An 18699-nucleotide genomic window follows, 5' to 3' on the forward strand; every position below is an offset into this window, starting at 1 on the left:
TTGAAAGGGGATTTTATTATGGATGGTCCAGCACAAACCAATGTTGAATTAGTCTGATGGATAAGGTGCCATGTTGCGCATGACCGAGGTCAGCTTATCCGCGATGTATTCATGAATGGTGCGGCTTGCAAAGTATCCGCTGTGGCACAGGGGGTTCCAGCTCTTCCACCAGACGCCGACATTAACGGCGACATCTTCGCGTACGGCATCCCGGTAAGCGGGATCTACGCCTTTAAGCGGATACCCAAGGATATCATCCTTGTCATAGAAGTTGACCCATTCGCCGTCAAGGCTGCCGTGATAGTCCCTAAGCCGATCGGAGGGGACGCGGATCGGACGGTCAAAATCACCGTATCGCAGGCTCCAAAGCGGTAATGTCGTGCCAAGAGAATAGAAGAGGGAGAGGGTGTCCCCTCTTTCCAGTGGAGAAGCGGGATCAATTACAAGCTTATGCCCGCGGGACGAGTGCTGAAGGTCATAGAAGAAATTGCTCGCGATAACGGCGCCCAAGCTGTGGGCAATTACGCATAACGGGGCGGTCGGTCCGGCTGAAGCGGTTAATCTGTGCAGCGCTTGGCTGATGGTCATATGAACGGCGTCATAGTTTTGGGATTCGGAGTCGACCGGCTGGTAGGCAACGGCATCGGCCAGGTTATGAAGCACATACCGTCGAAGGCGGCGGTATCGCAGCCGGTAGGGGGTGATGATATTCTGTTCCAATTCCGCTTCTCTGCCGGCAAATACATCCGCCCAGTGAACGGCTTCGATCTCCAGCTGATCAGGGGATTGGCCGGAGGCTCTAGCAAAAGCCTCTCTTATTTGCTTCTTGAACTTATCGGCATAGTTTTTCTTCTGCTTACCCAATCCGTGCACAATAATCACTGCAATTTTCGGTCTCATCGCAACTGCAGCCCCCTTATCGGATAAACGCGTTTGATATCATTTTATCATTTATAATCGATGTGCAGACCTTAGTAAATAGGTAGATAGGGTAGATTTCGGAAAAATAACGCAAAAAGAGGACGGATCCCACGCTCCAAGCGAGATCCGTCCTCATCTTGCCGGCAATCAGGGTACCGGACTAGTTTAATTGATGCAGCCTGCTGTACGCGCCGCCCGATCGAATCAATTCCTGATGTGTGCCTTGTTCGGCAATTCCATCTTTATTAACGACAATGATGCGGTCAGCGTTTTGGATCGTTGTCAGCCGGTGCGCGATAACGAGCGTCGTTCTTCCGACGGACAATTCGGAAAGCGACTTTTGGATTTGGGCTTCCGTTTCCGTGTCCAGGGCGGAGGTGGCTTCGTCCAGGATGAGGATCGGAGGATTTTTCAAAAACATTCTGGCAATCGACAAGCGCTGCTTCTGTCCGCCGGACAGCTTCACGCCCCGTTCGCCGATAATCGTGTCCATGCCTTCCGGCAGGCTGCGGATCAGATCGTCCAGCGAAGCCCGGCGTGCGGCTTCCCAGATCTGCTCGTCTGTCGCGGACAGATCGCCATAAGCGATATTTTCGCGGATCGAGCCTGAGAACAGGAACACGTCCTGCTGGACGATGCCGATGTGTTTGCGAAGACTGTGCAGCTTAATGTTCCGGATATCGATGCCGTCGACGGTAATTCGGCCATGGTCCACTTCGTAGAAGCGCGGCAATAGGCTGCATATGGTCGTCTTGCCTGCGCCGGATGGACCGACGAAAGCGACCGTTTCTCCCGCACGGATGGAGAGGCTGACGTTGTTCAGGATCGGCCGGTTCGGCTCATACCCGAAGGTGACGCCCTCGAATCGGATATCTCCGCGCACGGACTTGAGGGAGATGGCATCAGGCGCATCCGCGATTTCCGGCTCGGTATCCATAATCTCCAAATACCGTTTGAAGCCAGCAATCCCTTTCGGATAACTCTCGATCACGGCGTTGATCTTCTCAATCGGCCGGAAAAAAATATTGGAGAGCAGGAGGAACGCCATAAATTCGCCCATCTCGATTTTTCCTTGGATAAAGAACCATGCACCGCAAATCATGACAAACACGGTAATCAGCCGCATTAACATGTAACTGACGGACGTGCTCTTTGCCATCGTTTTGTAGGCAAGCAGCTTGGTGGCACGGAACTGCTTGTTCTCCACCTCGAACAGCTGTTTCTCATGCTCCTCATTGGCAAAGGACTGAACGACGCGGATGCCGCCAACGTTGTCTTCGATACGGGCATTGAAATTCCCTACATCCCGGAACAATTGACGGTAGGTTGTCGTCATTCGTCCCCCGAATTTAATGATGAGCCAAGCCATCAGCGGGACGATGATGAACGTGATCAGCGCCAGCTCCAAATTGATGTATGCCATCAGAGAGAACGAGCCGAGCAGCGTCATGACGGCGATGAATACATCCTCCGGTCCGTGATGGGCAACTTCGCCAATGTCATTCAGGTCATTCGTCACACGTCCCATTAGATGGCCGGTCTTGTTGTTGTCGAAGAAACGGAAGGACAGCTTCTGGATATGGGAGAACATTTTAGCGCGCATATCGGTTTCGATGTTCACGCCGAGCATATGCCCCCAATAGGTCACGATATATTGAAGCGCCGTATTCAGCGCATAAATGGACAGCAGCACCAGACAAGCGATCAGAATCAGGGGCCAGTTCTGCCCGGGCAGCAGGTCGTCAATAAACTTGCTGACGGCGAGCGGAAAAGCCAGCTCCAGCAATCCGGCGATAACCGCGCACGTAAAATCAAGGATGAATAGGCCCTTATAGGGACGATAATAAGAGAAAAACCTTCGTATCAAATCCAATCACACTCCCAAGTCATATGTAATATGCAGGTATTCTTAACGAACAGAAAAGGCATGCATCACGCCGCTGAACTTCATTCCTCCGCTCCTTGCGACTCATGAAGATCGAAAGCCTGGATATACTCCTGAATGATCTGATCCACCGCTTTTAATTCCCCGCTCACGACTTGACGAATCGCTACAAAATCGGGATCGTTTACCTGCCGCTTTAGCGTGTCCCGCTTCACGTATAACTGGTCCAGAAATGCCAGCGCGCGTCCTCGACGGAAGGTCTGGGCCCTGCCGTGCTCCCTGCCCGAGTGGCTCCGGTCATCACGGTGCCGATTATGCCGTCCCCCGCGTCGTTGGTTAGCTTCGAAATCTTCTCGATGCGGGATCTTGTCGATGGGGTCTTCGTGTCTCATTCCGCTCACCTCCTGAATGATCCTATCCAAATGTATAACATTCAAATCGCCGTATGTATACATTTGTATACTATTAAATTTGATTGTATACGTATGTATACATATCGTCAACCGAAAATTTCGCCGTACCCCTGACCCTAACCGCATGGATTGTCTCATGATCTGGAAATATTATGGTGATTCAAATAGGATGTGTTATGATATTTTGAGTGGCATATGTCCAGTGGAAAAAATGCTTGGAAAAATAAAATGGTACAGACTTGTTGAAATCATGAAGCGAGAAGGGAGCGGTTTTAAGATGACGTTATGCGGCCATGAGTATTGGATGAAGATGGCGATTGACGAAGCCTTTCGTAACGTGCAGCAAGCCGAAGGAGGCCCGTTCGGAGCGATTGTGGTCAAGGATGGCAAGGTGATTGGCAAAGGGCGAAATCTCGTCACAACATTAAACGATCCGACGGCGCATGCTGAAGTTCAGGCGATTCGCGAAGCCTGTAATCATCTTCAGAGCTTCCAGCTGACCGGATGCGTGATCTACACCAGCTGCGAGCCTTGCCCGATGTGTCTTGGAGCTATTTATTGGTCCAGACCGGATGCGGTTTATTATGCAAGCACGAAGAAGGACGCTGCCAATATCGGCTTTGACGATCATTTCATCTACGAAGAAATCGAAAAGCCTATGGATCAGCGTTCCATCCCGATGAGATTGCTTCAACCGGCTGATTACTTGCTGCCTTTTCAAGCATGGTCTTCTGCCGAGCGAAAAATCGAATATTAACGTTGCGATTGCAGCGTCTGCTCCCATGCGAGCCTATTTTTTCATCGTTTGATGTGCGATTTTAAACAGCCTTAAATAACAATAATAACCGGGCTCCCTAAGGGAACCCGGTTTATCGTGGCTTGCCGCAGTTTATAAACTCTAAGTTTGAACCATGGAGTTTACCGCATACGCAGGCTTATTGCTTTAATTGCTCAGGGACCTTGATTCCAAAATAGGTATACAGCGCATCCTCAAACTCCTGTTCAGACCTCGGCTTGAAGGTGTGGACCCCGCCGCTCGTAAAAATCCGGAACTCCTCGCCTTCTACGGTGTTTCGGCCTTCTGCTGTCCGCATGGAGATTCTTGCGAATTTGTTGAACGGCGAATCGGGGGCATGCTCGCACCAATAGGATGTAGTGATGAAGTCTTGCGGCAGATTGGGTTCTTCGGTGAAGGAGAAGACGGACTCCCAGCCACCATGCTTCTGCTGCTCCAGCATCCAGCCGTAATCGGTATTTGCCCGAAGGCGATAGGTCTCGTCGCCCTGCACCTGTTCGAGACCGTCAACCAGCTCCAGCGGCTGACGGGGACCTGCTCCACCTACGCCTACATCAGCGATAAAACGCTGCTCCCCGATGGTTACCTGCAGAACCTGATGCCGCCTTTTCGGAGGCGTATGCGATTCGCCTTGCCAAAATCGTCCGAAATAATGGGTTACTTCAAACCCAAGCTCTTGCAGCAGCCACCCGAATAGTGCGTTGAGTTCGAAGCAAAATCCTCCGCGACGCCGATTCACGATTTTATCGTAGAGCGCCGGGATCTCGAGGGAAAGCGGAATATTTGCCAGGATATCCAGGTTCTCATAGGGAACCGAATGCACATGCTGCTCCTGCAGCCTGGCTAGCATGTAGGCGCTCTCGACGATCGGACCGGAATAGCCGATTCGTTCCAAATATTTTGTAACGCTGAGGGTTTCCGTTGTTGTGTTCAAGGTATCACCGCATCTCTATTAATTTTTGAGCTTGATCGATCCAAGATATTTCTCATTATATACTATTCTTGAAGGATGGAAATGAAGACCCATGGAAAAAAGGAATCGAAGGGAGGCTTAACCATGGCTCTTGACGACTCGACACTGCTGGCTTCAGCCAAGGCGGTTGTCAATATCCCCGAGCATTATCGGCTCGCCATGGCAGATAATACACCAAAGGGCGAAGCACCGAGGGAGCGTACGTACATATGGGAGGATCCGCACAGCGAAGACAATAATATCGAAGTCTCGCTATCTCTTGAAACCGGAGATTTGATGAGTCTCTATATCCGAACCGAGAAGGAGGAGGCGGATGTCAGCGAAGTCTCTACGAAGGCTGTAAGAGCTGCGGCTAATGCTTTTGTGAAGCAACATCTGCCGGGCTGTGAACAGTTCACCCGGGTCCGCATCGACGATATCCATAACGAGTACACCGTCGAATACAGAATGGAAGTGGGCGGACTGGAATTGCCGGATACCGGATGTACGCTGCGTATAAACCGGGACTTGCGGGTGGTTCGTTACCGGAAGGAAGCGTCCTCGGCGATGAGGTTGCCGGAATGGCCTGCCGAGAGGATAAGCCCCGATACGGCAAGACGAACAATGATACAGGAGCTGTGCTTGGTTCCCGTCATTGCTGCATTGTATCCGGGCGATAATGAAACGACAGCGGACACGATGGAGCATCGTCTCGTTTATGAGCCGGTTACGATTCATCGTAAGTATGATGCGGTGTCCGGCGAGCCTTTGCAAGATCTTCTGCATGCGCTGTATCCGCCGACCCGCCCCATCAGCGAGTTCAACAGGAGCGGACCTAACGTTCAGGATGATCCGATGAAACCGGACAAGTCAGCGGGATATCGTGGGAATGTTTCGATAAACAACATGGATTTCAATGATTGGAACGCAGCCCAGCGTTATTGGGAGACCGTCTTGGGAATTGATTCTTCGTTATATGCTTTAGGGGAGCGCAAGGATGACGGTGAACAATTGTATCTCTTCTATACTGAGCGGGAGTCAGCGGAAGAGCGGACTAGCGGCGCCCAAGAGGAGCCGCTCTCCGTGGACGGATATATGTCAAGAAGATGGGGGCAGGCTCTTAACAGGTTAAAAGCATCGCATACGCTCCAAATCGAGAAATCCACGGGCCAGCTCGTTAGTTATTACACTAGAGTGAAACCGGATCGCATGAAGAGGAAGAAACCATCGTTTACCCGCGCGGAGTGCTGGGAGAAAGCACAGCAATTCCTTCATCAGTGCTTTCCCGAGTATATCAATTATTTGCAATTGGAGCTCGATCAGCAAGAAGAGAAGGACCCGGAACGGGAGTTTTTCCATTTGCCGATGTTTATCGGACCCTACCGTGTGCGCCTAGAGAGCGTGACGATCAGCATATGCAGCATCACCGGTGAAGTTTTAATGTATCGCGGCGTGTCCATGGAGAAGATTCGGGAGCTTGAACAGAACAACTTTATCGCGAAGATCAGTGAAGAAGAGGCAGCGCGGAAAGTGGAGGAGCAGCTGGAGGTGTCGATGCGTTGGTACTTAGACGGAGATGACAATTCGGGACGCTATCGGCTGATCTATGAGCCTGCTGTGAAGCGGAGCAACTCCTTGGACGGAACAGAAAAGGCGGCCACACTGCAGTATGTCGATGCGGTATCAGGAGAGCTGATCTGGAGGCTGGATATGAAATCTTAATGTCTGCACATTGAGCCGGAGCTTTGAGCCACAGAACTTCATAATATGATGGAAGAAAAAACTAACGTTACCCAATAAGGGATCCCATGCGCCGCAATGTCGGCGTATGGGATCCCTTTAATCATGCATATACAGGTTGGCTGTGAGCTGCGGCTGGCCTGTCGCTACCTTCCCGCAATCAGGATGGAAGCTGCGGCGGGATGCCGAAGAGTTTCATGCTCGTTTCCTTTCTGATGCAGCCCCAATTAACCGCACGAACAATTCAGTACCGGTTTGCGTGCAGCCGTCGTTTCGTCAAGGCGCTTTACGACGGTGGTGTGCGGCGCGTTCTTAACCAGCTCCGGATCGGTCTGTGCCTCCTTGGCGATTTGGATCATCGTATCGATGAAGCCGTCAAGCGTTTCCTTGCTTTCCGTCTCCGTCGGCTCGATCATGATGCACTCCTCAACGTTCAGCGGGAAGTAGATGGTCGGCGGATGGTAGCCGAAATCCAGCAAACGCTTGGCGACGTCCAGCGTCCGAACGCCATACTCCTTCAGCTTCCTGCCGGACAGCACGAATTCATGCTTGCAGAGGCCCGGGTAAGCAACCTCGTAATAAGGCGCCAGACGATGCATCATATAATTCGCATTGAGGACGGCCAGCTCGGATACACGTCGCAATCCTTCCGGACCATAGGTTCGGATATACGTATAAGCGCGAACAAGTATGCCGAAGTTGCCGTAGAACGCTTTAACCCGCCCGATGGATTCCGGACGGTCGTAGTCCCAATAATACGTGCCGTCATCCCGTTTGGAGACGACCGGCTTCGGCAGGAACGGAATCAGCTTGCTCTTGACGCCGACAGGACCTGCGCCGGGACCGCCGCCGCCGTGCGGGGTGCTCATCGTTTTATGCAGATTGAGGTGAACGACGTCAAAACCCATATCACCCGGACGCGTAATGCCCATGATCGCGTTGGAGTTGGCTCCGTCATAGTAGAGCAGGCCGCCTGCTTCGTGCACGATTTCGGCGATTTCCACGATCTGCTCCTCGAACAGGCCGAGGGTGCTTGGATTGGTCAGCATCAGCGCTGCGGTATCTTCGCCTACGACTGCGCGCAGCGCCTCAAGATCGACCATGCCGCGCTCGTTGGATTTTATCGTAATGGTCTCATAGCCGGCAACGGTAGCGCTGGCAGGATTCGTGCCGTGGGAGGAATCGGGAACGATGACTTTTGTGCGCTTCTCGCCGCGGCTTTCGTGGTATGCACGGATCAGCATCAGACCCGTCCACTCCCCGTGGGCGCCGGCAGCGGGCTGAAGCGTAACCTGATCCATGCCGGTCAGCGCGGCCAAATCATGCTGCAGCGTGTAAAGAAGCTCCAGCGCGCCTTGGATGCTTTCTTCCGGCTGGTAGGGGTGGATCTTGGCAAAACCGCCGAAACGGGCCACGTCCTCATTAATTTTCGGATTGTATTTCATCGTACAAGAGCCGAGCGGATAGAAGCCGTTATCGATGCCGAAGTTTCGTCGCGACAGCTCGGTATAATGACGGATGACATCGACCTCATAGACCTCCGGCAGCTCGGCAGGCTGGCTGCGAAGCAGATGCTCCGGAATCAATGAGGCTGCATCCGTCTCCGGTACGTCGCATTCGGGGAGCGAATAGGCGACACGGCCCGGCTTGCTGAGTTCAAATATCAATGCTTTTTCCGGTTTCATACGATCGCCTCCAATTCATCGATAAATCGGTCGATTTCTTCCTTCGTCCGCCGTTCGGTAACGGCGATCAGCATGCACCCTTGCAGCTCGGGGTAGGCGGTTCCGAGATCGTATCCGCCGATAAACCCGGCCGCAAGCAGCTTCCGGTTAACGGCGTCAATGTTCGTACCTTCCGGCAGCTTCACCACGAATTCGTTGAAGAACGGCGCGCTGAACGGAAGGGAGAGTGAACCTTTGGCAGCACGATCCGCTGCATAGTGGGATTTGCGCACATTCAAGAGTGCGGCTTCCTGCATCCCCGCTTTCCCCATCGTGGACATGTATACCGAAGCGCAGAGAGCGAGAAGCGCCTGGTTGGAGCAAATATTGGACGTCGCTTTCTCCCGGCGGATATGCTGCTCGCGTGCTTGCAGCGTCAATACGAATCCGCGCTTGCCGTCCTTGTCGACGGTCTGGCCGACAATCCGTCCGGGAATGCGGCGCATGAGCGGCTCGGAGACCGCGAAGAATCCGCACGTCGGCCCGCCGAGAGAGGCCGGGATGCCGAGCGGCTGGGCATCGCCGACAACGATATCGGCCCCGATGACGCCCGGCGATTCCAGCAAGCCTAGCGAGAGCGGATTCACGCTCATGACGAGCAGCGCTTTATGCTGGTGAACCTTAGGCTCGATGGCCTTCACATCTTCGATGCATCCGAAGAAATTCGGCGACTGGAGGAGGACGGCGGCCGTTTCGTCCGTGATTGCGGCAGCAAGCGCCTCTTGGTCGGTCACGCCGTTCTCGCACCCGATCTCGATCACCTCCAGATTCAAGCCATGGGCAGACGTGAGCAGAATCTCGCGTGCCTCCGGATGCACGGCGCGGGAAACGATGATTTTTTTTCGTTTCGTGGCGCCGCTGGCAAGAGCCGCAGCTTCGGCAAGCGCGGTGGAGCCGTCATACATGCTGGCATTCGCCACTTTCATGCCGGTCAGCTCGCAGATATAGGATTGAAATTCGAATATGGCCTGCAGCTCGCCTTGGCTGATCTCCGGCTGATACGGCGTGTAGGCCGTATAGAATTCCGAGCGGGAAATGACGTGGTTCAGCACGACCGGAATATGGTGATCGTACAAGCCGGCGCCCAGAAAGCTGGCGTATCGGTCAAAGTCGGCATTGCGGTCCGAAAGGGCGCGCATATGCTTCAGCAGCTCAGGTTCGCTCATTCTTTCCGACATGGGCAGGACGCCGTCATAACGGATGGCCGCAGGGATGTCGGCAAACAGATCCTCGATCGACTTCGCGCCGATCACGGCAAGCATCTCGGCTTGATCCTGATCGGTCATAGGCAAATAACGATGCTTCATGTTAAGGCAGCTCCTCTTTTGTAGAATGGGGTTTTGACGACTTTGGCCTTTAGCTTCTTCCCGCGGATTTCAACCCACACCTCGGATTCAAGCGCTGCATGGGCGCTGTCGATAAGCGCAAGTCCCAGGCTGCGTTTCAGCGTAGGGGATTGCGTTCCGCTCGTAACTTCACCGATCGGATCACCGTTTCCGTCATGAACGGTATAGTGAGAACGAGGGATGCCGCGGTCGATCATTTCGATGCCGACAAGCTTGCGGGGAATACCCTCTGTTTTTTGCCGAAGCAGTGCTTCACGTCCAATAAAATCGCCTTTATCCAGCTTGACGAAAAATCCGAGGCCGGCTTCCAGCGGCGATATATCTGCCGAAAGCTCCTGCCCGTAAAGCGGCAGCTTGGCTTCGAAACGGAGCGTGTCTCGAGCGCCGAGACCTGCGGGGACTAAGCCATGCGCTTGACCTGCGTCAAGGAGGCCTCTCCAAATGGCCGGAGCTTCGTTTGCGGTGCAGTATATTTCATAACCATCCTCTCCGGTGTAACCGGTCCGGGAGACGAGGGCCTTGGAACCAAATACGTTAACATGCTGAATGAAGTGAAAGGAAGGAAGGGATTGGAGTGTTTCAGCTTCCGGTACGGCTGCCGATATGATCGCTTCGGCTGCAGGACCCTGCAGCGCGATCAGTGCCGTCTCCGCGGATGCGTTACGGAGCTCGATGTCACCGAAACGTTGATCATGAAGCCAAGCAAAATCTTTGTCGATATTCGATGCATTGACAACGAGCATGTAGCGTTCGTCAGCCAGCTTATAGACGAGAAGATCATCCACAACCCCGCCGTTGTCGTTGCACAGCAAAGTATATTGGGCCTGGCCGACCGATAGCCGGGTCACGTCGTTTGTCGTCAGCGTCTGGAGAAAAGCCTCGGCATCCGGACCGGCAACGAAAAATTCGCCCATATGTGACACATCGAACAGTCCGGCATGCTTGCGAACGGCTTCATGCTCTTGAACGATGCCGGTAAATTGCACGGGCAGCTCCCAGCCGCCGAAATCGATGCAGCGGACAGAAGGGAAATCGGAGTAAAGCGGGTAAAGCGGTGTGCGCAGTAATGAACTCATCTCTTCACCTCTTCAGATTGGTAGAAACGCGTGGAACATCAAAAAAGGACAGGCAGAAGGGAAGCTAACAAAACGCGCTAAAACCAGCACGTTCGTTTCTTCGATCTTCTGCTCTGTCCTTTGTACCTGAGAGTTACCCCACATCTCATGAAGTTTGTCGTTATGTAGAGCTCGTGTGAGTTTCCCCGTGGGTGATTCTACATTGTAGAATGCTCTCCAGAGGTGCGTCCGGTAAAGGTCCTTTTGCCTGAGAGATTCACCGCAAGCAAGCGGCTTACTCCTTCGGCGTTACCAGTCAAGCGGGTCTGACCGGTAATCTCTCCCGCTACCATCATTCGCCGTATCTTGTTATGAAGTTGTTATCTAACCTGTGTCGTTCTTCTGATTATTATAAACGGCATTCTCCATAACGTGTCAACCATTAAATTAAGTTTTGAATGCGAAGTTTGAAGGATTTTGCAATAATCCCAAGGGAAACTATAAATTTGCAACATATAGAGGGGAACAGGTTAGTTCGTCTATATGGTTCCGGTGGCAGCTGAATTCAAATTTGCATCATCGTGAGTATAATAAAATTCTGTCAGATATCTTGACACAACGATAAGCCCTGATTTATTCTGTGGGAGAATCATCCAACCGAATAAGCGGATGACGATGGATGGGAGAGACCGCAAGATCAGGCGTAAGCAGCCTTAAGCGGCACCGAAGGAGCAACCCGTTAACCCCGCCGGGCTAACGAATAATCTCTCAGGTAAAAGTACCGCCATCTGACGCAGCTCTGGAGAGTGCGCAAGCCACCCAAGGGGAAAGACGGGACAATCAATCTGACAGTCCGTCATAAACTCTCAGGTACCGAGGACAGAGAGAAGGCGAAGGCCTTTTTTTTCGTCCTTTTTTTTATATATTCACTTCATTATGAATCCAAAAGTAAAGGGTGTATCCGTAATGAGCGAAATCAGAGAGAACTTGGTGTACAGCGACGATCATGAATGGGCTTTGAAGGTGGACGGCAATGTAGTGCGCGTCGGCATTTCCGATCATGCGCAGTGCCAGCTTGGCGATATCGTATTCGTAGAGCTGCCTGAGCCGGGTACGATCGTGAGCGCAGGGGACAGCATCGGCACAATTGAGTCGGTTAAAACCGTATCGGAGCTGTATTGTCCGGTTTCCGGCAAAATTACGAAGATCAACGAAACGCTTGAGGATCAGCCGGAGCTGGTGAACGGCGAACCATATGAAGGCGGTTGGCTCGTCGAGGTTGAGGTGGACGGCGATGTGGAGGAAGCGCTTGGGAAGCTGCTGAGCGCTGATGCGTATCGTGCGAAGGTCGATTAAATGAAGTGATGCAAGCTAAGGGTCCATATAGATGGTGGACAGGACATTCAAAAAAACAGCTGCGCGTTCGTAACAAGACTTACGAGCGACGCAGCTGTTTTTTTTGTCACGCAAATGTGGAGTTGCCGCCTTCACACCCTCATCCTATACCGATGACGTTCCGTGTTTACGTGTCTGCAGGCGGGAGCGGATGCCCCGCCACTGCATCAGGATAATCCCGAACAGAACCAGAATACTGCCCAGAATGGAGGAGCTCGTTACGTGTTCTCCGTACAGCAGTGCCCCGAGCCCCAATGCGACCATCGGGGATATGAAGAGCCACGTCGATGGAAAGTAAGCATTCGTTGCTTTTAGCAGCCAGGCATACAGGCTGTGCGCGAGCATGGAGCCGACGGCCATCAAGTACAAGATCGAACCGGCAGCCGGCCAGGATTGCAGCTGCTCCATCGTCACTTGCTCCGTGAACAACGATAACAGGAGCAATGCGGCCCCTCCGTAGAGCATCTGCACTGCATTTAGGGTGATCGGCGACACATCAGACAGATCAAAGGTCAGCTTGCGCGTTGCCAGGCTTCCGACAGCGTATGCGGCTTCGCCGATAAGAATCAGGATGCAGCTGAAGATCCATACGCCTTCATGCTCCAGCACCAGCTTCGGCATGATAAGCAGACAGACACCCATGAAGCCGATGATACAGCCTATGTAGTCGCTGCGGCTGCTTCGTTTTCCCAAGAATACGGCTTGGATGATCAGGATCATCATCGGTCCCGTGGCGGACAAAATAGCGGCGAGCCCTGAATCGACATGCTGCTCCGCCCAGTACAGCGTGGCGAAGGTCGTAAACGTGCTGGTCATCCCGATCAGGATGAATTCCTTGCGCAGGAGCAGGCGCAGACTGGCTTTACGCTTCCAATGCATCCAGAGGAAGAGGAGCGCACCTGCGAGTAAAAATCGTAATCCCGCCGAGAAGAACGGCGGAAGTCCGGCCTCGACGCCGATCTTGATGACGAGAAATGTTGTGCTGAATATGGCGCACATCAGCAAATAGTTGAAAATAATCATGGTTCCTCCTCCTTTTTGTATACTATAATAGGAAGCTAATAGAACAGATCGGCAAGGAATAGAACAGATTGCCAAACTACATTGCGATCGGAGAAGGAGAGGGTGCGGGTGCAATCGTCCTGGGAAGCAGGATCAGGAAAGCGGACGCTTCATCAGTCGGTTTATGACGTCATCATTGAGGGGATTCAATCCGGAAAGTGGGGGGAGCATGAGCGGCTCCCGTCTGTCCGGCAGTTGGCCGAGGAAATGCAAGTGCACCGATTGACGGTCCTGAAGGCGTATCAACGGCTGCAGGATGAGGGCGTTGTTGTATCCAAGTACAAATCCGGTTATTTCGTGGCGCCTGCAAGCCAAGGACCGGCAGGAATCAATCGTAAGGAACAAGCATGGACATATCGTGCCAAATCGCAGTATATCCATCGCAGCCGGTTGTCGGACATCCATCGCATCCCGGTGGAATATCAAATGTCGGAGGCGCTGATCAATCCCAATCTGCTGCCGAACGCCTTTTTGTCAAACCATGTGAAGCAAGTGTTTGATAAGTACCCGAGAGTTTTGAGCACTTATTCCTCGGTGAAGGGAGATCCGGAGCTGCGCGAAGAATTAACGCATTATTTCATGCAAAAGCAAGGCATATCGCTGCATCCCGAGGAGCTGATGATCACGACGGGCTCGCAGCAAGCAATAGACTTGATATCCCGTGCATTCGTGAAAAGCGGGGACACCATATTGATCGAACGGCCGACGTACAGTCCGGCGATTGATGTGTTCGTCCAGCAAAACGTGAAGATCGTTCCAGTTGAGATTACGCCAATGGGCTATGACCTTGACCGGCTCGAGCAGCTCATGCGGGATGAGAAGCCATCGTTGTTCTATATGAACCCTACCTTCCAGAACCCTACGGGTTACACGGTCCCCGTGCCTCAGCGGAAGCAGTTGGTCGAGATGGCCGAGCGCTACGCGTGCATTCTGGTGGAGGACGAGGTGTACCATGATATGTATTTCGGAGCGATGCCGCCGGCGCCGATGTTCTACTATGATACCGAAGGCTACGTCATCCACATTCGCAGTTTTAGCAAATATGTTGCACCGGGGCTCCGGATCTCCGTGCTTGCCGCACGTCCCGAAATGATGCAGGCGATCGTTCCCGTCAAAGCGCTGTCCGATAACGGCACGCCGTTATTGACACAAAAAATATTTCAGCAGTACTTCTTCTCCAGCCGTCTTCAGAATCATGTGGCGAAGCTGCGCACGGCGCTGGAGCTGCGCAAGGAGAAAATGGAGGCGCTGCTTGCTCCGACCGGCTGGAAATGGAATAGTCCGGGCGGGGGCTTGAATCTGTGGGTGCAACTGCCCGAGACGTTATCGGCGGATGCACTGCTGCAGCGGTGCCTGCAAGCGTCCGTGGCCTTTGTGCCCGGCCGCATCTGCGACCCGCTTGATGCTATGGACTCGTGGATTCGGCTTAGCTATTCGTTTATCCCCGAGAACCGGATGGAGGAAGGAGTGGGACGTTTAATCGCCGCTGCTCATCGGGAGGTTATGTGATGAGGCATTTAAAATACGTTGTACTTGCCCTTCTAAGTGCAGTCATTTGCTTCGGATTGTGGTCAACAGATAATGACGTTGCCGGTATTCCAGAAGACATCCAGCACTATGCAGAAGGTGCCGGACTTGAGGAATTTAAGAAATTGATCCTGGAGGATCCGGCCGGCTATGGTTATAAAAATGAAGAAGAGGTCAATTCCGTAACGCTTGGGCCTGGATTTGAAGTTCATTTTTTTGATGCCAACAAGTTCGACCGTGTTACTGACAGTTTAATGGATCTCTCAAAGCCGACAGGCCAATATGAATTTATTGTATACTCTGGTGATGCTGGAAAATCATTTCTAAGCATCGAGAGGCATAATGCCGGCTTCAGGGTGGTAATGGCTGGGGGAGATGCTTCGAGACTGGATAAATCACTGGACATCATGAAGGGTTCTCTTTCTGTAAATCACGAAACCACGAGTCCGGCATTAATTAAAGACGGTAACGTCAGGTTTCTTGTGGCCCATATCAACGGGAAAGAAGTAAATGTTCCGGACGTACCTGCAGAAAAAAGCACTATATTGGGCGGTATGAACAACAATCAAGTATGGGATTCCGAGATAACGATCAAGTTCCTGAGACAAGCCCGGGCGCAAGTAAGATGATGATAAAGAAAGCAGACCCACCGCTTTTCAAGGACAGATTATCTTCTAAGTTTGTAGTAAAATACAGTGAAGTTCGCTTGGCAGATGGTAGGATTATTTTTCGAATGGAATGTTAGGTAACGGCTTAATATGCTCTGCTGCTCTACGAAACTGGTTGTAAAAATCATTAGAATTCTCGTAATTTCTCGGTAAATTAATAGAGAATAAATGGATATGTTTCGCCACTTTCAAATGTATTTCTGATTCCAATCCGTCTCTATCTTCAATGCAGCTTCTTACAATGGATGCAAAAGTATATTTAAATGCGGAAAAATCGTTCTTAAGAACTTCTAATCCCAAAAAACCATGAGCGTTATCCTCTAACAAATCAAGTCGATCGTTCACAAAAATAACGGTTGTATACACGTCTAACATCTTAATAGCAATCTCATCTGCTTTAGCGCCAGAAGTTTGAGCAAGCATCTTATCTAACGTTTGTACACTCGAAACGAAACTGGCATAATAACTCGACGTCACTTCGATTCTTTTTTTAGCATTACTTTTGATAATCAGAAGGACGATAGATAAAAAGATAATGAATACGGCAACAATTATGATGATTTTAGAATGTTTTTTTCTTCGATAAGCTAACATGCGCTCCTTCAATTACAAATGGTCTCCTTCTTTTGAACTCTTTATTTATAGTCAAAGAGTCATTACTTCTTGATGATACTCTTCATTGTTTAATCAGTGCGGAATTTTTTCGATCAAGATTCCTCTCTTAAAATCAACAGATGTAAGGGTATCACATTGAACGAGGATTTTTCTATACACAATTACTACCAGTATATGGTCTTTGAAATACAATAGATTTTAAAACCTTGGTAGCCGAAATGTCCCATCGATTGTTCCGAAGCGGTGTCACAAAAATCGCTCCCTCCTCGTTACATGTGCAAATACGCGCTGATAAGGGAGATGGGGTATATGAAAAATCTGACTTGTATCGTTGTAGGCGGCGGCTTTGCCGGCATTCACGCACTCAAAGCGATTCACAAAGCCCATGCGGAACTATCAAACGGAGGGAAGCTCCGACTCATTTTGCTGGATAAAGCGCCTGCGCATGTCCGCAAGGTGCTGCTGTTCCGTCCGGCAGCTACCGGGGAGCCGATACACGTGCCGTGGGAGCGGATCGTCCCTGAAGGAACGGAGGTATTGCAAGGAGCCGTGACGGGCATCGATAAAGACCATAAATCGCTTCGTTATCAGGATCGGGCGGGGATCAGCCATACACTCGATTATGATGTCCTCGTCGTATCCGTTGGCAGCATCGTCCGGATGCCGAATCCGGAGCAAGGAGGATATGCGCTGACCGGACCGAATGCAGCAGCGCGCATCCGGGAGCATTGGATGGCCAATCTGAAGCTTGCCGCCACGATGGCGGATGGAGCAGAGAAGCTTCGCCTGATGAGTGCAGCGGTAGCGGGAGCCGGAATCACCGGAATTGAAACCTCGGCGGAGCTGGCGTTCGCCATGAGAAAGGAAGCTGCGGCACTTCGGCTCGATCCTCACAACATCCGCGTCCATTTGCTGAATACCCAGGAACGACTGTTTATGGAGGGACCAGCAAAGGTGGGTCATCGGCTAGAGCGCTATTTGCAAAACCTAGGGATTATGCTTCATCACCGGACAAGAGCGGTGAGTGAGGAACAGGGCCGCTTGCGGTTATCTGACGGGGATTCGCTGCCGGTCGGATTTACCGTGTGGACGCTTGGGCTTGCTCCGAATCCAATCGCTCGCAGCCTGGGGCTTCCCCTGACCGGGGACGGCCGAATCATCGTGGATGAAAGCTACCGTGTTCAGGGGGCACCCGGCGTGTACAGTATTGGCGATTGTGCCCATATCGTAGATCCCGTTACCGGCGAAGCAGATCGGATGACATGCAAGGAGGCCATTCCACAGGCAACCCGGTTAGGCAGAATCATCAAGGCTGATTTATCCGGGCAGGGCGCAAACGCCGAGAGGCATCGCGGCGTTTCGCAAGGCTACACGGTCGGGCTCGGCCCCGGTCACGGATTGGTATGGAGCCGGACCTGGGGAATCGATATCATGATCACCGGCAAGCTCGCTTACAAAGTGAAGACGTTCATGTGGAATCATGCCAGCATGGTTCGTTAACCGACAGCGACTATAACAATCTAAAGGAATGAGGATACCCGTGGGAGAGCTGTATAAGCAATATAGAAATCTGTTGTTTCACCTCGCATACCAAATGACAGGCACCGTCTCCGACGCGGAGGACGCTGTTCAAGATGTGTTCGTCAAGGTCCAGAGCCTGCCGATGGATCAGATTAAGGAACCGAAGGCCTATTTGTGCAAAATGGTAACGAACCGGTGTCTCGATCATCTCAAATCGGCAAGGCAGCGACGGGAGGAATACTTCGGTCCGTGGCTTCCCGAGCCGATTCCGAGTGCATTCGGCGACAGCTACGAGGCGGTTGAGAATCAAGATCTGCTGTCCTATGCGATGCTCGTTCTGCTGGAACGGCTCTCACCCGCTGAACGAGCTGTTTTCGTTCTTCGGGAGGCGCTGGGCTTCGACTATCCTGAAATTGCGGAGCTTGTGGAGAAGAGTGAAACGAATTGCCGCAAGCTGATGAGCAGAGCCCGTGGCAAGATGGGGATCACGGAGGATGATCTGATCGGCGTGGGAACTGTGGCGGAGGAGTGGGTGAATGGCTTCTTTGCGGCATTATCGGCCGGGAATGCCGAGCATGTACTAAGCTTGCTTGCGGAAGATGCTGTTCTCATCTCGGATGGCGGAGGCAAGGTCATCGCCGCTGCCCGCCCGGTCGAATCGAGAGAGAAGGTCGCCCGCTTCCTGCTGGGGATTCTTCACAATGCACAGCTGGAAGATGGCGATTCGCTGTTAATCGAGATCAAGGAGCTGAATGGTCAAACCGGCGTCGTGTTCTATCATCAAGGGGTCATAACCGGAGTTGTTTTTGTGAATGTGAAGGATGGATTGATTCAAGAAATCTATATTGTGCGAAATCCGGATAAGCTTCAAGGACTGATTCCACCGAAGTTATAATCAACCCGCTGCTACAATAGGGTTAACATAAGCAGCCTGTCTCTGATGAGAGAGGCTGTTTTTTTATTTGGTGCTCCCTATACCAAATGGTTCTATATAAATGAATCCGTTCTTTTTACTTGATAAGGACCCATTTTTATTGGGTTCGTGCTGGATGTTTCCTTAAAGCTATCGGATGAGCGTT

16 protein-coding genes and 3 riboswitches are annotated in these 18699 nt (G+C 51.9%); of the genes, 7 read left to right on the forward strand and 9 right to left on the reverse strand.

Going from position 1 to position 18699, the window contains the following annotated elements:
* Window positions 1–48 precede the first annotated feature (48 nt).
* From NST44_RS19230 to NST44_RS19240, 3 genes are all read right to left on the reverse strand, one after another.
* Window positions 49–900, reverse strand: a complete 852-nt coding sequence (locus NST44_RS19230) for a chemotaxis protein (protein ID WP_340900409.1) — start codon at window positions 898–900, stop codon at window positions 49–51.
* 181 nt (window positions 901–1081) lie between these two features.
* Window positions 1082–2788, reverse strand: coding sequence for an ABC transporter ATP-binding protein (locus NST44_RS19235; RefSeq protein WP_340900410.1), 1707 nt, complete (start codon window positions 2786–2788; stop codon window positions 1082–1084).
* Between the two features lie 80 nt (window positions 2789–2868).
* Entirely contained in the window at window positions 2869–3198 is a 330-nt protein-coding gene (locus tag NST44_RS19240) for a hypothetical protein (protein ID WP_340900411.1), read from the reverse strand.
* Between the two features lie 298 nt (window positions 3199–3496).
* Here NST44_RS19240 and NST44_RS19245 point away from each other — a divergent pair, with 298 nt between their 5' ends.
* Window positions 3497–3976, forward strand: coding sequence for a nucleoside deaminase (locus NST44_RS19245; protein ID WP_144878859.1), 480 nt, complete (start codon window positions 3497–3499; stop codon window positions 3974–3976).
* Between the two features lie 178 nt (window positions 3977–4154).
* Here the strand turns inward: NST44_RS19245 and NST44_RS19250 are convergent, their stop codons facing one another.
* Entirely contained in the window at window positions 4155–4949 is a 795-nt protein-coding gene (locus NST44_RS19250) for an arylamine N-acetyltransferase family protein (RefSeq protein WP_007130081.1), read from the reverse strand.
* A 123-nt stretch (window positions 4950–5072) separates the two neighbouring features.
* Between NST44_RS19250 and NST44_RS19255 the strand changes: the two genes are divergently transcribed.
* Window positions 5073–6689: a YcdB/YcdC domain-containing protein gene (locus NST44_RS19255; RefSeq protein WP_340900412.1), complete on the forward strand. Its 1617-nt coding sequence runs from the start codon at window positions 5073–5075 to the stop codon at window positions 6687–6689.
* Window positions 6690–6934: 245 nt separating this feature from the next.
* Here NST44_RS19255 and gcvPB read toward each other — a convergent pair whose 3' ends face one another.
* From gcvPB to gcvT, 3 genes are read right to left on the reverse strand one after another with little or no spacing between them, the layout of a single operon-like run.
* The gene (gcvPB, locus tag NST44_RS19260; RefSeq protein WP_340900413.1) at window positions 6935–8392 is read right to left on the reverse strand and encodes an aminomethyl-transferring glycine dehydrogenase subunit GcvPB; all 1458 of its coding nucleotides are present in this window, start codon (window positions 8390–8392) and stop codon (window positions 6935–6937) included.
* A complete protein-coding gene (gene gcvPA, locus NST44_RS19265) occupies window positions 8389–9738 on the reverse strand; it encodes an aminomethyl-transferring glycine dehydrogenase subunit GcvPA (RefSeq protein WP_007130078.1) in 1350 nt (449 codons plus the stop codon). Before gcvPA ends, gcvPB begins: the two co-directional genes overlap by 4 nt.
* Entirely contained in the window at window positions 9735–10853 is a 1119-nt protein-coding gene (gcvT, locus tag NST44_RS19270; protein ID WP_340900414.1) for a glycine cleavage system aminomethyltransferase GcvT, read from the reverse strand. Before gcvT ends, gcvPA begins: the two co-directional genes overlap by 4 nt.
* 111 nt (window positions 10854–10964) lie before the next feature.
* Window positions 10965–11075, reverse strand: a riboswitch (glycine riboswitch).
* A 3-nt stretch (window positions 11076–11078) separates the two neighbouring features.
* A riboswitch (glycine riboswitch) is annotated at window positions 11079–11188 on the reverse strand.
* Between the two features lie 313 nt (window positions 11189–11501).
* Window positions 11502–11626: riboswitch (glycine riboswitch) on the forward strand.
* A gap of 172 nt (window positions 11627–11798) precedes the next feature.
* On the opposite strand from gcvT, the gene gcvH reads away from it, so the two are divergent.
* Window positions 11799–12188 (forward strand): glycine cleavage system protein GcvH, encoded by a 390-nt coding sequence (gcvH, locus tag NST44_RS19275; protein ID WP_007130076.1) that lies wholly within the window; start codon window positions 11799–11801, stop codon window positions 12186–12188.
* 144 nt (window positions 12189–12332) lie between these two features.
* Here the strand turns inward: gcvH and NST44_RS19280 are convergent, their stop codons facing one another.
* Window positions 12333–13250 carry a DMT family transporter gene (locus tag NST44_RS19280; RefSeq protein ID WP_340900415.1) on the reverse strand — a complete coding sequence of 306 codons (918 nt, stop codon included), beginning with the start codon at window positions 13248–13250 and terminating at the stop codon, window positions 12333–12335.
* 108 nt (window positions 13251–13358) lie between these two features.
* Here NST44_RS19280 and NST44_RS19285 point away from each other — a divergent pair, with 108 nt between their 5' ends.
* On the forward strand, window positions 13359–14798 hold the full coding sequence (locus NST44_RS19285; RefSeq protein WP_340900416.1) for an aminotransferase-like domain-containing protein: 1440 nt from the start codon (window positions 13359–13361) through the stop codon (window positions 14796–14798).
* The gene (locus tag NST44_RS19290) at window positions 14798–15445 is read left to right on the forward strand and encodes a hypothetical protein (RefSeq protein WP_340900417.1); all 648 of its coding nucleotides are present in this window, start codon (window positions 14798–14800) and stop codon (window positions 15443–15445) included. The genes NST44_RS19285 and NST44_RS19290 overlap by 1 nt, the downstream gene beginning before the upstream one ends.
* A gap of 93 nt (window positions 15446–15538) precedes the next feature.
* On the opposite strand, the gene NST44_RS19295 is transcribed toward NST44_RS19290, so the two are convergent.
* Window positions 15539–16090: a hypothetical protein gene (locus NST44_RS19295; RefSeq protein ID WP_340900418.1), complete on the reverse strand. Its 552-nt coding sequence runs from the start codon at window positions 16088–16090 to the stop codon at window positions 15539–15541.
* 318 nt (window positions 16091–16408) lie between these two features.
* On the opposite strand from NST44_RS19295, the gene NST44_RS19300 reads away from it, so the two are divergent.
* Complete coding sequence (locus NST44_RS19300) at window positions 16409–17599, forward strand: NAD(P)/FAD-dependent oxidoreductase (protein WP_340900419.1); 1191 nt, start codon at window positions 16409–16411, stop codon at window positions 17597–17599.
* Window positions 17600–17639: 40 nt separating this feature from the next.
* Complete coding sequence (locus tag NST44_RS19305) at window positions 17640–18515, forward strand: RNA polymerase sigma-70 factor (protein WP_340900420.1); 876 nt, start codon at window positions 17640–17642, stop codon at window positions 18513–18515.
* Window positions 18516–18699 lie beyond the last annotated feature (184 nt).

It is taken from the genome of Paenibacillus sp. FSL W8-0919, assembly GCF_038003785.1.
In the GTDB taxonomy this organism is placed as follows: domain Bacteria; phylum Bacillota; class Bacilli; order Paenibacillales; family Paenibacillaceae; genus Paenibacillus_AQ; species Paenibacillus_AQ lactis.